Origin of the sequence: Kosakonia arachidis, from assembly GCF_900116535.1 — a bacterium.
GTDB classification, from domain to species: Bacteria; Pseudomonadota; Gammaproteobacteria; order Enterobacterales; family Enterobacteriaceae; genus Kosakonia; species Kosakonia arachidis.
Window position 1 is genome coordinate 165,984 of sequence record NZ_FPAU01000004.1, and the last position, 13,050, is coordinate 179,033.

At 54.7% G+C, this 13,050-nt stretch carries 11 protein-coding genes; 8 read left to right on the forward strand and 3 right to left on the reverse strand.

Features of this window, described 5'->3' with window-relative positions:
• Nucleotides 1-360 precede the first annotated feature (360 nt).
• Genes fruB through fruA form a run of 3 tightly spaced genes read left to right on the forward strand, consistent with a single transcriptional unit; the run spans nt 361 to nt 4,141 of the window.
• The gene (gene fruB / locus BM427_RS15720; RefSeq protein WP_090123053.1) at nt 361-1,491 is read left to right on the forward strand and encodes a fused PTS fructose transporter subunit IIA/HPr protein; all 1,131 of its coding nucleotides are present in this window, start codon (nt 361-363) and stop codon (nt 1,489-1,491) included.
• Nucleotides 1,492-2,430, forward strand: coding sequence for a 1-phosphofructokinase (fruK, locus tag BM427_RS15725; RefSeq protein WP_090123055.1), 939 nt, complete (start codon nt 1,492-1,494; stop codon nt 2,428-2,430).
• A gap of 16 nt (nt 2,431-2,446) precedes the next feature.
• A complete protein-coding gene (gene fruA, locus BM427_RS15730) occupies nt 2,447-4,141 on the forward strand; it encodes a PTS fructose transporter subunit IIBC (RefSeq protein ID WP_090123057.1) in 1,695 nt (564 codons plus the stop codon).
• 113 nt (nt 4,142-4,254) lie between these two features.
• Here the strand turns inward: fruA and nfo are convergent, their stop codons facing one another.
• Together nfo and BM427_RS15740 are read right to left on the reverse strand one after the other, a co-directional pair.
• Complete coding sequence (gene nfo / locus BM427_RS15735; protein WP_090123060.1) at nt 4,255-5,112, reverse strand: deoxyribonuclease IV; 858 nt, start codon at nt 5,110-5,112, stop codon at nt 4,255-4,257.
• 71 nt (nt 5,113-5,183) lie between these two features.
• Nucleotides 5,184-6,233: a YeiH family putative sulfate export transporter gene (locus BM427_RS15740; protein ID WP_090123062.1), complete on the reverse strand. Its 1,050-nt coding sequence runs from the start codon at nt 6,231-6,233 to the stop codon at nt 5,184-5,186.
• A gap of 101 nt (nt 6,234-6,334) precedes the next feature.
• Here BM427_RS15740 and yieE point away from each other — a divergent pair, with 101 nt between their 5' ends.
• Nucleotides 6,335-7,201, forward strand: a complete 867-nt coding sequence (yieE, locus tag BM427_RS15745) for a DNA-binding transcriptional regulator YeiE (RefSeq protein ID WP_090123064.1) — start codon at nt 6,335-6,337, stop codon at nt 7,199-7,201.
• A gap of 164 nt (nt 7,202-7,365) precedes the next feature.
• Nucleotides 7,366-8,835: an amino acid permease gene (locus tag BM427_RS15750; protein WP_090123066.1), complete on the forward strand. Its 1,470-nt coding sequence runs from the start codon at nt 7,366-7,368 to the stop codon at nt 8,833-8,835.
• A gap of 97 nt (nt 8,836-8,932) precedes the next feature.
• On the opposite strand, the gene fghA is transcribed toward BM427_RS15750, so the two are convergent.
• Nucleotides 8,933-9,769: an S-formylglutathione hydrolase gene (gene fghA / locus BM427_RS15755; protein WP_090123068.1), complete on the reverse strand. Its 837-nt coding sequence runs from the start codon at nt 9,767-9,769 to the stop codon at nt 8,933-8,935.
• A gap of 146 nt (nt 9,770-9,915) precedes the next feature.
• Here fghA and BM427_RS15760 point away from each other — a divergent pair, with 146 nt between their 5' ends.
• The 3 genes from BM427_RS15760 (at nt 9,916) to yeiB (ending at nt 13,014) form a co-directional block, all read left to right on the forward strand.
• A complete protein-coding gene (locus tag BM427_RS15760; protein WP_090123070.1) occupies nt 9,916-11,043 on the forward strand; it encodes a YbfB/YjiJ family MFS transporter in 1,128 nt (375 codons plus the stop codon).
• Nucleotides 11,044-11,167: 124 nt separating this feature from the next.
• Nucleotides 11,168-11,836 (forward strand): GTP cyclohydrolase I FolE, encoded by a 669-nt coding sequence (folE, locus tag BM427_RS15765; RefSeq protein ID WP_007371170.1) that lies wholly within the window; start codon nt 11,168-11,170, stop codon nt 11,834-11,836.
• 17 nt (nt 11,837-11,853) lie between these two features.
• Nucleotides 11,854-13,014 carry a DUF418 domain-containing protein YeiB gene (gene yeiB / locus BM427_RS15770; protein WP_090123072.1) on the forward strand — a complete coding sequence of 387 codons (1,161 nt, stop codon included), beginning with the start codon at nt 11,854-11,856 and terminating at the stop codon, nt 13,012-13,014.
• Nucleotides 13,015-13,050 lie beyond the last annotated feature (36 nt).

The following is a 13,050-nucleotide window of genomic DNA, read 5'->3' on the forward strand; positions in this document are numbered from 1 at the left end:
AGATCCAATATTGAGACGCGGAGTTTACGCCGCCTCGCTAAAAAAGCACAGCCTGCTAAGCAAAATTTGCCACGAAAAATCAAAGCGCCCTTTCACACTATTTTCATCAAAGCTGAATAAAGCTGAATCTTCTGTGCTGAAATTTAAATCTGCTTCAGCAAATTTGCTTAATGCGCTGATGAAATGTGCAGTAGCTCTAAATTCTGCAACGCAAATTCAGAGATTTCTTGATTACTGGCTTAAAAAGGGGAAGATTTAATGAAACGTTTCAGCGTCCTCGCTTGCTATCTAAACCCAAGTGATGGCGCATAGTTTTCCAAGTTAGCTGAAACGATTCAATATCAGCGAGAGAGGGGTTACATGTTCCAGTTATCCGTTCAGGACATCCATCCGGGCCAGCAGGCCGGTAATAAAGAAGAGGCTATCCGCCAGATCGCAGCAGCGCTGGCAGCAGCAGGCAATGTAGCTGATGGCTACGTCAACGGCATGCTGGCGCGAGAACAGCAAACCTCTACCTATCTTGGCAATGGTATTGCCATTCCACATGGCACGACCGACACGCGCGACCAGGTGCTGAAAACCGGCGTCAAAGTGTTCCAGTTCCCGCAGGGCATTCTGTGGAGTGAGGGCCAGGTTGCGTATGTCGCTATCGGGATTGCTGCAAGTTCTGATGAGCACCTCGGCCTGCTGCGTCAGCTGACACATGTGTTGAGCGATGATGATGTCGCTGCGCAGCTGCAATCTGCCACCACAGCTGAAGAGCTGCGTGCCCTGCTGATGGGCGAAAAACAGAGCGAGGCGCTGAAGCTGGATAACGACACCTTAACCCTGGATGTTGCAGCAAGCGATCTGCTGACACTTCAGGCGTTGAATGCGGCGCGTCTGAAAGAAGCCGGTGCGGTTGATGCTGCTTACGTTACGCGTGCAATTAATGAGAAACCGCTGAACCTCGGTCAGGGCATCTGGCTGAACGATAGCGCAGAAGGCAATCTGTTGAGCGCCGTGGCAGTAAGTCGCGCGGAAACGCCGTTCGACGTAGAGGGTGAGCAAGTTGCGCTGTTGGTCAGCGTTGCAATGGCTGATGAGCAGCCTGTTGCCGTGCTGAAGCGCCTGAGCGATCTGCTGTTAGAGAACAAAGCAGAGAGCCTGCTGAATGCTGATGCGGCCACACTGTTGGCGCTGCTGACCAGCGATGAAGCGATGGCTGGCAATGTGCTGAGTGATGAGTTTGTGGTACGTAATGAGCACGGCCTGCACGCCCGTCCGGGCACCATGCTGGTCAACACCATCAAGCAATTCACCAGTGAAATCACCGTAACGAACCTCGACGGCACCGGTAAACCAGCGAATGGCCGCAGTCTGATGAAAGTTGTCGCGCTGGGCGTGAAAAAAGGGCATCGCCTGCGTTTCACAGCGCAGGGCAGTGACGCTGAACAGGCGCTGAAAGCGATTGGCGAAGCCATCGCTGCCGGTCTTGGGGAGGGCGCATAAATGAGCAGACGTGTTGCCACAGTTACCCTGAACCCGGCCTATGATCTGGTTGGTTTCACCCCGGAAATTGAACGCGGCGAAGTGAACCTGGTTCGCACTACCGGCCTGCATGCTGCGGGTAAAGGGATCAACGTTGCGAAGGTACTAAAAGATCTCGGCATTGATGTAACCGTCGGTGGGTTCCTCGGTAAAGACAACCAGGACGGCTTTCAACAACTGTTCAGCGAGCTGGGTATCGCCAACCGTTTCCAGGTGGTTGCCGGGCGTACACGCATTAACGTGAAGCTGACAGAAAAAGACGGCGAAGTTACCGATTTCAATTTCTCTGGCTTTGAAGTGACGCCGACCGACTGGGAGCGTTTTGTTAATGATTCGCTGAGCTGGCTGGGGCAGTTCGATATGGTCTGCGTCAGCGGCAGTCTGCCTTCGGGTGTCAGCCCGGAAGCTTTTACTGAGTGGATGACCCGCCTGCGCAGCCAGTGTCCGTGCATTATTTTCGATAGCAGCCGTGATGCGCTGGTGGCTGGCCTGAAAGCCGCGCCGTGGCTGGTGAAACCAAACCGCCGCGAGCTGGAGATCTGGGCTGGCCGCAAATTACCTGAATTGAAGGATGTTATTGAGGCCGCTCACGCGCTTCGCGAGCAGGGGATCGCCCATGTGGTGATCTCGCTGGGCGCAGAAGGGGCTCTGTGGGTTAACGCTTCAGGGGAATGGATTGCCAAACCGCCGTCAATGGAAGTGGTAAGCACCGTTGGCGCAGGGGATTCTATGGTCGGCGGCCTGATTTATGGCTTGCTGATGCGTGAGTCCAGTGAACATACATTACGCCTGGCTACCGCTGTTGCTGCACTGGCAGTGAGTCAGAGTAACGTAGGTATTACCGACCGTACCCAGTTAGCCGCGATGATGGCGCGAGTTGACTTAAAACCCTTTAACTAACAGCAGGAGAGGAATAATGAAAACGCTGCTGATTATTGACTCCGGACTTGGACAGGCCCGCGCTTATATGGCGAAGACCTTACTGAGCGCGGCGGCACAGAAAGCAAATCTGCAATTCATCGAAAACCCTGGCGAAGCGGAACTGGCGATTGTGTTGGGTAGTCAACTGCCAAACGACAGCGCGCTCGTCGGGAAAAAAGTATGGCTGGGCGATATCAATCGTGCAGTGGCACACCCGGATCTGTTCCTCAACGAAGCAAAAAACCATGCCGCGCTTTACTCTGCACCGGCAACAGTGGCAGTTGCGTCAGTTGCCAGCAATGGTCCGAAACGCATTGTTGCGATTACTGCATGCCCGACCGGCGTGGCACACACCTTTATGGCAGCAGAAGCTATTGAAACTGAAGCCAAAAAACGTGGCTGGTGGGTGAAAGTAGAAACGCGTGGTTCCGTGGGAGCTGGCAATGCCATCACACCAGAAGAGGTGGCGCAAGCCGATCTGGTGATGGTTGCCGCCGATATTGAAGTTGACCTGGCAAAATTCGCCGGTAAACCGATGTACCGTACCACAACGGGTCTGGCGCTGAAGAAAACGGCTCAGGAGCTGGATAAAGCCGTCGCGGAAGCGAAGCCTTACCAGCCGTCAGGTCAGGCACAGTCTGAAAGTTCGGAAGGGAAAAAAGAGAGTGCTGGCGCTTATCGTCACCTGCTGACTGGCGTCTCTTATATGCTTCCGATGGTGGTGGCGGGCGGCTTGTTGATCGCGCTCTCCTTTGCTTTCGGTATTACCGCGTTTAAAGAAGAAGGCACGCTGGCGGCTGCGCTGATGAAAATCGGTGGTGGTTCGGCGTTCGCGCTGATGGTCCCGGTGTTGGCGGGTTTCATTGCCTTTTCCATTGCTGACCGTCCGGGCCTGACGCCGGGTCTGATCGGTGGGATGCTGGCGGTGAGCACCGGCTCCGGTTTTATTGGTGGTATTATCGCGGGTTTCCTCGCCGGTTATCTGGCAAAAGCCATTAGTAAAGGCCTGAAGCTGCCGCCGAGTATGGAAGCGCTGAAACCGATTCTGATCATTCCTCTGGTCTCCAGCTTGATTGTCGGTCTGGCGATGATTTATCTGATCGGTACACCGGTTGCTAAAATTCTGGCCGGTCTGACTTCCTGGCTGCAAACCATGGGTACGGCAAATGCTGTTCTGTTGGGCGCAATCCTTGGCGGTATGATGTGTACCGACATGGGCGGCCCGGTGAACAAAGCGGCTTACGCGTTTGGGGTGGGTCTGCTGAGTACCCAGACTTACGCGCCGATGGCAGCTATTATGGCGGCCGGTATGGTTCCGCCGCTGGCAATGGGTCTGGCAACGCTGGTTGCGCGTAACAAATTCGATAAAGGTCAACGTGAAGGCGGTAAAGCGGCCCTGGTTCTCGGCCTGTGCTTTATCTCTGAAGGGGCTATCCCGTTCGCGGCCCGTGACCCGATGCGTGTGATCCCGTGCTGTATCGCTGGTGGGGCGCTGACAGGCGCTATCTCAATGGCGATTGGCGCAAAACTGATGGCACCGCACGGTGGTCTGTTTGTGCTGCTGATCCCGGGTGCAATTACGCCGGTTCTCGGTTACCTGCTCTCCATCGTTGCCGGTACGCTGTTGACAGGTCTGGTGTATGCCTTCCTGAAACGTCCGGAAACGGAAGCGGTAGCGAAAGTTGCATAATAAGAGTTGTGTAGTGAAAAAGGCCGCTTAGCGGCCTTTTTTTATAGCGTAATGGAGATGTGATAAGAGAAACACTATCAGACAATCGATACCGGGGCAGCCCGCTGCACGATTTATGCTGACGCATCAGCTTCTTGTTGCGCTTCCAGCCAGGCAATCTCTTCCGCCCAAATATCGGGGTTGACGGTTTCGAGGATCAGCGGAATGCCATCGAAACGCTCATCGCGCATAATCCAGCGAAACGCTTCATAGCCGATATTGCCTTCACCAAGGCTGTGGTGACGGTCAACGCGGCTGCCAAACGCGCTTTTCGCGTCGTTCAGATGCATACCGCGCAGGTATTTGAAACCCACCACGCGCTCAAATTCGGCAAACGTTTCTGCCGTTAACTGCCCGGTACGCAGATCGTAACCTGCAGCAAAAGCATGGCAGGTATCAATGCAGACGCCGACGCGGGATTTATCTTCCACGCCATCAATAATCGCCGCCAGATGTTCAAACTTAAACCCAAGGTTACTGCCCTGGCCTGCGGTATTCTCAATCACCGCCGTTACCCCTTCGGTTTGTGCCAGTGCGATATTGATGGATTCGGCGATACGCGCCAGGCACTCGTCCTCAGGGATCTGCATCAGATGGCTGCCAGGATGGAAGTTCAGCAGCGTCAGTCCCAGTTGCTGACAGCGTGTCAGCTCATCAATAAAGGCCTCGCGGGATTTTTCCAGCGCATCGGCCATCGGGTGTCCGAGGTTAATCAGGTAGCTGTCATGGGGCAGGATCTGTGCGGGGGTGTAATGATATTTTTCGCAGGTAGCTTTAAACTCGTCGATGGTTTCCGTGCTCAGCGGCGCAGCACGCCACTGGCGCTGGTTCTTGGTAAACAGCGCAAAAGCCGTAGCCCCGATTTCAGCGGCGCGGACGGCGGCATTCGCTACGCCGCCCGAGGCGCTTACATGCGCACCAATGTATTTCATAAAAACTCCTGTTAAAACCCGCCAGGGGAAAGCGTCAATAATAGCGGGTCTCCAGGTTGGCATGTAGTGGTTTATGCCATCAGGTGATGAACAGCCAGATTAATCGCGCCGCCGCCGACAATCAGCCAGATAAAAAGCAGTAATCCCATCACCAGTGGTTTCGCACCAGCATTTTTCAGCGCGCTGATGTGAGTGGTCAGCCCCAGCGCCGCCATTGCCATCGCCAGCAGCAGAGTATCCAGTGTGTTCAACGCCTTCACCGCAGAGGGTGGCAGTAGGTGGAACGAGTTAAACACCGCTACTGCGATAAAACCAAGCGCAAACCACGGGATCGTCAGCTTACTTTTTTCTGCACCTGCCTGCGGGCTGAGTTGTTTGATGCGTGCCGCCAGCAGCAATAAGAAGGGAGCCAGCATCATGACGCGCAGCATTTTTGCAATTACTGCCGCGTTTTCAGCATCAGGGGTGATGGCATGCCCGGCGGCAACTACTTGTGCCACTTCATGCACGGTAGAGCCAATCCAGATGCCATAGTTTTCCGGGGTGAACCACTGACCCAGCAGTGGATAAAGTGCAGGGTAAATAAAGATCGCCAACGTACCGAAGATCACCACGGTCGCTACGGCCACGGTGACTTTACTGGCCTCGGCTTTGACCACGGGTTCCGTTGCCAGCACGGCAGCCGCTCCGCAAATACTGCTACCAGCGCCTATCAGCCAACTGGTTTTTTTATCCAGCCCAAAGACTTTTTGCCCAAGGACGCAGGCCAGTAAAAAGGTGCTGGAGAGCGTCAGTGTATCAATGGCGATCCCGCTTACGCCGACATCGGCAATTTGCGAAAACGTCAGGCGAAAACCGTACAGAATAATGCCAAGCCGCAGCAGATGCTGTTTCGCAAACAATACGCCTTTGTCGCATTGTGCATGCAAGGCCGGGTAGAGGGTGTTGCCGATAACCATACCGATAAGGATTGCCAGCGTCAGGGCGCTTAATCCCATACCTGCCACCGACGGGATTGCACCAAGCCACAGGGCGAGACCGGTAATGAAACCGCTGAGTAACAGGCCAGGGATAAAACGCCAGGCCGGATGACGATGAGTCTGTAGTGTGATTTCAGTCATAACCTTCTCCTTTTGATGGATAAAAGGGTAAGGCACGCTGGTTTAAAGGTAAAATTGATTATATATTTATAATTAATCTTTATAAGTGGTAAGTGACAGCTATGCATATAACGTTGCGTCAATTAGAAGTCTTTGCCGAAGTGCTGAAGAGCGGCTCCACCACGCAGGCCGCGCAGATGCTGGCGCTCTCCCAGTCGGCGGTGAGCGCTGCGCTTACCGATCTGGAAGGGCAACTGGGTGTACAACTGTTTGACCGCGTCGGTAAGCGGCTGGTAGTGAACGAACATGGGCGGCTACTCTATCCGCGAGCGCTGGCAGCGCTGGAGCAGGCAACGGACATTGAGCAACTGTTTCGCGAAGATAACGGTGCCATCCGCGTTTTTGCCAGCAGTACCATCGGTAACTACATTCTGCCGGAAGTGATTGCCCGCTATCGTCGCGATTTCCCTCATTTGCCGCTGGAGCTAAGCGTTGGCAACAGCCAGGATGTGATCAATGCGGTAGCTGATTTCCGCGTGGATATTGGCCTGATTGAAGGGCCGTGCCATACTGCGGAAATTATTGCCGAACCGTGGCTGCAGGATGAACTGGTGGTTTTCGCGCCGCCTTCCTCGCCGTTATTGCAGGGGGCTGTCACGCTACACCAACTGGCCGCCGCACCGTGGATTCTGCGTGAACGGGGTTCGGGTACGCGGGAGCTTGTTGATTATTTGTTGCTGTCGCACCTGCCGCAGTTTCATCTCGGTATGGAGTTGGGCAACTCGGAAGCCATCAAGCATGCGGTACGCCACGGGCTGGGCATCAGTTGTCTGTCGCGCCGTGTGATTGCCGAACAACTGGAAAGCGGTTCGTTGGTGGAAGTACCCATTCCGCTGCCGCGCCTGGTGCGTACGCTGTGGCGCATCCACCATCGCCAGAAACACCTCTCCAGCGCATTACAGCGCTTTATTAGCTATTGCTCTCTCTGATGACAGCGAGCCTGCCGACTGGCTCGCAACCGCAATGATTCACTGCTTTACTTATAATTCGCCACCTATTATGAAGCTCTCTAATATGACGAGTTTTATACCGGAAGGGAGGCGTTTCGTTTGTTACAATCCCGCCTCATTTTTTGGATGGATAGCATTTTCTTATGGTTTCCGAAATTAAAACCACAGAAGCGCCCACGCTTCGTCGTGAACTTAAGGCGCGTCATTTGACGATGATTGCCATTGGCGGTTCCATTGGTACAGGCTTGTTTGTCGCATCAGGCGCGACCATTTCTTCAGCGGGCCCGGGCGGGGCGCTGTTCTCCTACATTCTGATCGGCCTGATGGTCTATTTCCTGATGACCAGCCTCGGCGAACTCGCCGCCTTTATGCCGGTTTCGGGTTCATTCTCCACTTATGGTCAAAAATACGTTGAAGAAGGCTTTGGCTTCGCGCTGGGCTGGAACTACTGGTACAACTGGGCGGTTACCATTGCCGTCGACCTCGTGGCCTCGCAACTGGTGATGGCCTGGTGGTTCCCGGATACGCCAGGCTGGATCTGGAGCGCGCTATTCCTGGCAGTGATCTTTCTGCTTAACTACATCTCAGTAAAAGGTTTTGGTGAAGCAGAGTACTGGTTCTCGCTGATCAAAGTCGCCACGGTCATTATTTTTATCGTGGTTGGTGTGATGATGATCATCGGAATCTTCCAGGGCGATAAACCGGCGGGCTGGAGCAACTGGACGATTGGCGATGCGCCGTTTGCCGGTGGCTTTTCGGCGATGATTGGTGTGGCGATGATTGTCGGCTTCTCTTTTCAGGGTACCGAACTGATTGGTATTGCGGCGGGCGAATCTGAAAATCCTGAGAAAAACATTCCGCGCGCGGTTCGCCAGGTATTCTGGCGTATTCTGCTGTTCTATGTATTTGCCATTCTGATTATTAGCCTGATTATTCCGTATACCGATCCCAGCCTGCTGCGTAATGATGTAAAAGACATCAGCGTCAGCCCGTTCACGCTGGTGTTCGAACATGCTGGTCTGCTCTCTGCGGCAGCGGTAATGAATGCGGTGATCCTGACGGCGGTGCTTTCCGCAGGTAACTCTGGTATGTACGCTTCCACGCGTATGCTCTATACCCTGGCCTGCGATGGCAAAGCGCCGCGTATTTTCGCTAAATTGTCGAAGGGCGGCGTGCCGCGTAACGCGTTGTATGCCACTACGGTGATCGCCGGGCTGTGCTTCCTGACCTCGATGTTCGGTAACCAGACCGTTTACCTATGGCTGCTGAATACCTCCGGGATGACCGGCTTTATTGCCTGGCTTGGTATTGCGATCAGCCATTACCGCTTTCGTCGCGGTTACATTGCGCAGGGCTACTCACTGAATGATCTGCCATACCGTTCCGGTTTCTTCCCGCTAGGGCCGATCTTCGCCTTCGTGCTCTGTTTGATAATCACCTTTGGGCAGAACTATCAGGCATTTCTCGCCAACTCCATCGACTGGGGGGCGGTCGCTGCCACCTATATTGGTATACCGTTGTTCCTGATTATTTGGCTTGGTTACAAATGGACCAAAGGCACCCGTTTTGTAGGCTATAGCGAAATGGAGTTCCCGAAACACGTTAGCAAATGAATTCACTCTTTTAGCCCTCGTGATGAGGGCTTTTTTTGTGCGCGCCGGGCATGGTGCGCACAAGAACCCCCCCCCGCACCGGCGCACCGGGGGGCTGCTATTTCAGCAAATACTGCGCATGGAAGCGCAGATGATCTTCAATAAAGGAGGCAATAAAGAAGTAACTGTGATCGTACCCGGACTGGATCCGCAGCGTCAGCGGCCAGCCTTTTTGCCGCGCCACTTCCGCCAGCCGCGCAGGTTGCAGTTGATCGGCCAGAAACTGATCGTTATCACCCTGATCGATAAGCACCGGGATAGCATCGGCCTCAGCGCTTTCCAGCATCAGTGCGCAGCTATCCCACTCACGCCACAAGGCGGCGTCATCGCCCAAATACGCCTTGAACGCTTTCTGTCCCCACGGTACCTGCAACGGATTGACAATCGGCGCAAACGCCGACACGCTGGTATAACGCCCCGGGTTTTTCAGCGCCATAATCAATGCGCCATGGCCGCCCATTGAATGACCGCTAATGGCGCAACGCGGGCTGACGTTAAATTCTGCCTGAATCAGCGTGGGTAACTCGTCACGCAGATAATCATACATCCGGTAGTGCACCGCCCACGGTTGTTGCGTGGCATTGAGATAGAAACCTGCGCCTTTGCCCAGATCGTAACCATCAGAATCAGCTACTGCCTCGCCGCGCGGGCTGGTATCCGGCATCACCAGTACAATCCCCAGTTCTGCCGCTACGCGCTGTGCGCCAGCTTTGGTGGTGAAGTTTTCATCATTACAGGTCAGCCCGGAGAGCCAGAACAGTACTGGCGGCGGCGTTACACTGCGCGGCGGCGGTAAAAAGATGCTAAAGGTCATCGAACAGTTGAGTACGGCGGAGTCGTGACGCCAGCGCTGTTGCCAGCCTTCGAAACAGCGGTGCTCTTCGAGCATTTCCATGCGGGGCTCCTCAGTTATCCTCAGTTAACAATAAGTAACATCCTGGTATCATACAGATTATTTCTCCAGCTGAGTAACTTTCACTTTCACCTGTATTTAACCTGTTGCATCATAAATACAACTTATTATTAACATCTGGAGAGGCCATGGCGCAGCGAGTAGCGCTCTGCGGCTTTATTGTGCTGGTGGTGGCGATGGGGATTGGCCGTTTTGCATTTACCCCGCAGGTGCCGTTGATGATCCGCGATGGACAGCTCACACTGACCAGCGCCGGGCTGGTTGCCGCCATTAACTACCTGGGTTATCTGCTTGGCGCCTGGGATGCGATGCGCGCGCAGCGGCATATCGAACTGCGCCTGTGGTTTGGTATCAGCGGCGCGGTTGCGCTGACATTTCTCTCTGCTATCGCGGATAACGCGTTGGTTCACGGCGCGTTACGGCTGGTGATCGGCGCGATGAGCGGCTGGGCGATGGTGTTGATCGCCGCCTGGAGCAATGAACGTCTGGCGCATGCAGGTAAACCTGGGCTGAGCGCGGCAGTGTTTGCTGGCCCCGGCGTGGGTATTGCCATCAGCGGCCTGCTGGCGGTGGCAATTCAGGCGAAAGGCTTAAGTGCGGCTTCCGCCTGGCAGGTGTATGGCGTGCTGGCATTGCTGCTGGTGGCGCTGATCGCCCGCTATCTGCCGCGCCCTGGCGAGTGGCACCGTGCCGGAGCGCAACCCCAACCGCTGCATCTGACGGCAAATCTGAAACGGCTGGTGTGGAGCTATAGTCTTGCCGGATTCGGTTATATTCTGCCCGCGACGTTTCTGTCGCAAATGGCTGCGCTGCGTTTTCCCGGCAGCCTGTTCGCGCAGTTTGTCTGGCCGGTGTTCGGTGCGGCAGCAGTGGTGGGGATTGCGCTCAGTATCCTGCTGCGCCATGTGGGACACAGCCACCAACGGCTGGCGATCGTGCTGTGGTTGCAGGGCGCTGGCGTGCTGGCAGCCTGGTTGCTGCCTGGCATGAGCGGGCTGTTGTGCGGCGCGTTATTGGTTGGCGGCGGATTTCTCTGTGCGGTACAGCTTTCATTGTTGTATGGGCGTGAGCTTGCGCCCGATCATACACGTTATATGGCCGGACTGCTGACGACCGGCTATGCCGTGGGGCAACTGGTTGGTCCAATGACGTCGGCGCTCTCCACCTGGCTGACGCAACGCCTTGAACCGGCGCTCGGTGTGGCGGCGATTGCGCTATTGATCGGCGGTTTACTGGTGTGGAAACGCAGCGCCTGAAAGGCAATGACGATTTCTATAATTATCACTAGCGGGGCTGGATTATGTGCGCGACCTCACGCACAATGTCCGCTCACTTCGCCGTAACTGGCGGAGAATGCCACACCTGCAGGAGAAAAATAATATGTCATCACTCAGTAAAGAAGCGGCGCTCGTTCACGAGGCTCTGGTCGCCCGCGGCCTGGAAACACCGCTGCGCCCTCCGGTGCGCGAAATGGATAACGAAACCCGTAAGCGTCTTATTTCCGGGCATATGACCGAGATTATGCAGCTACTCAATCTCGATCTGAATGATGACAGTTTGATGGAAACGCCGCATCGCATCGCCAAAATGTATGTCGATGAAATTTTCTCCGGCCTTGATTACGCCAATTTCCCGAAAATTACCGTCATTGAGAACAAAATGAAAGTGGATGAAATGGTGACGGTACGTGATATCACGCTGACCAGCACCTGCGAGCACCATTTTGTTACTATCGATGGCAAAGCGACGGTGGCCTACATCCCGAAAGAGTCGGTAATTGGTCTGTCGAAAATCAACCGTATCGTACAGTTTTTCGCCCAGCGTCCGCAGGTGCAAGAGCGTCTAACGCAGCAAATCCTGACCGCGCTACAAACGCTGTTGGGGACCAATAATGTTGCAGTATCCATTGATGCCGTACATTATTGTGTCAAAGCACGCGGCATTCGTGACGCGACCAGCGCTACCACTACTACCTCGCTCGGTGGGCTGTTTAAGTCCAGCCAGAATACCCGCCAGGAGTTCCTGCGCGCCGTACGCCACAGTAACTGATTCGCCGGAAGCCAAACATGGAGAGAAATGTCACTCTGGATTTCGTTCGTGGCATCGCCATTCTTGGTATTCTGCTGCTGAATATTACCGCTTTCGGTTTGCCGAAGGCGGCCTATCTGAATCCTGCCTGGTATGGTGACATCGCACAGCGCGATGCATGGACATGGGCGCTGCTCGATCTGTTCGCTCAGGTGAAATTTCTCTCGCTGTTCGCCATTCTGTTTGGCGCAGGGTTGCAAATGCTGCTGCCGCGCGGTAAACGCTGGATCCAGTCGCGTCTGACGCTTTTGGTCATTCTCGGGTTTATACACAGCCTCTTTTTCTGGGATGGCGATATTCTGCTGGCTTATGGGCTGGTAGGGCTGATTGCCTGGCGGATGATCCGCGACGCGCAAAGCGTGAAGACGATGTTCAATACCGGAGTGGTGCTGTATCTGATTGGCATTGCCGTACTGCTGTTGCTGGGCGCCATTTCTGGTAGTACGCCTAACCGCTCCTGGCTGCCGGACGCCGCCAATGTGCAGTATGAAATGTGGTGGAAAACCAGCGGCGGCTTTACGGAAGCGATCGCTAACCGCGCGGATATGCTGTCGAATACGCTGCTGGCTCTGGGGGCGCAATATGGCTGGCAGCTAGCCGGTATGATGCTGCTGGGCGCGGCGCTAATGCGTAGCGGCTGGCTGAAAGGGCAGTTCAGTCTTCATCACTACCGGCGCGTTGGCACCCTGCTGATTGGGCTTGGTATGTTGATCAACATTCCGTCCATTGTTGCGCAGTGGCAGCTTGGCTGGTCTTACCGCTGGTGCGCTTTCTTTTTGCAGGCACCGCGAGAACTCGGTGGGCCGATGCAGGCAATAGGCTATGCCGCGCTGGCGTGGGGATTCTGGCCGCAGATCTGCGGCAGTAAATTGGTGAGTGCGATTGCCTGCGTTGGCAGGATGGCACTGAGTAACTATCTGCTGCAAACTCTGATTTGCACCACACTGTTTAATCATCTTGGTCTGTTTATGAAGTTCAACCGTCTGCAACTGCTGGCATTTGTGCCACTGGTATGGGCGGTCAATATCCTCTTCTCCGTATTCTGGCTTAAACATTTCAGCCAGGGCCCCCTGGAGTGGCTGTGGCGGCGATTAACCGCTCGTGCTTCAGGGACATCATTAGAACGCACATCCAGATAACGATCCCGATCACAATCATTAACAAAATGGATGTAA

Coding starts and splice junctions, on each gene's coding strand:
- fruB (WP_090123053.1), top strand. CDS start 361: ATGTTCCAGTTATCCGTTCAGGACATCCATCCGGGCCAGCAGGCCGGT.
- fruK (WP_090123055.1), top strand. CDS start 1,492: ATGAGCAGACGTGTTGCCACAGTTACCCTGAACCCGGCCTATGATCTG.
- fruA (WP_090123057.1), top strand. CDS start 2,447: ATGAAAACGCTGCTGATTATTGACTCCGGACTTGGACAGGCCCGCGCT.
- nfo (WP_090123060.1), bottom strand. CDS start 5,112: ATGAAATACATTGGTGCGCATGTAAGCGCCTCGGGCGGCGTAGCGAAT.
- BM427_RS15740 (WP_090123062.1), bottom strand. CDS start 6,233: ATGACTGAAATCACACTACAGACTCATCGTCATCCGGCCTGGCGTTTT.
- yieE (WP_090123064.1), top strand. CDS start 6,335: ATGCATATAACGTTGCGTCAATTAGAAGTCTTTGCCGAAGTGCTGAAG.
- BM427_RS15750 (WP_090123066.1), top strand. CDS start 7,366: ATGGTTTCCGAAATTAAAACCACAGAAGCGCCCACGCTTCGTCGTGAA.
- fghA (WP_090123068.1), bottom strand. CDS start 9,769: ATGGAAATGCTCGAAGAGCACCGCTGTTTCGAAGGCTGGCAACAGCGC.
- BM427_RS15760 (WP_090123070.1), top strand. CDS start 9,916: ATGGCGCAGCGAGTAGCGCTCTGCGGCTTTATTGTGCTGGTGGTGGCG.
- folE (WP_007371170.1), top strand. CDS start 11,168: ATGTCATCACTCAGTAAAGAAGCGGCGCTCGTTCACGAGGCTCTGGTC.
- yeiB (WP_090123072.1), top strand. CDS start 11,854: ATGGAGAGAAATGTCACTCTGGATTTCGTTCGTGGCATCGCCATTCTT.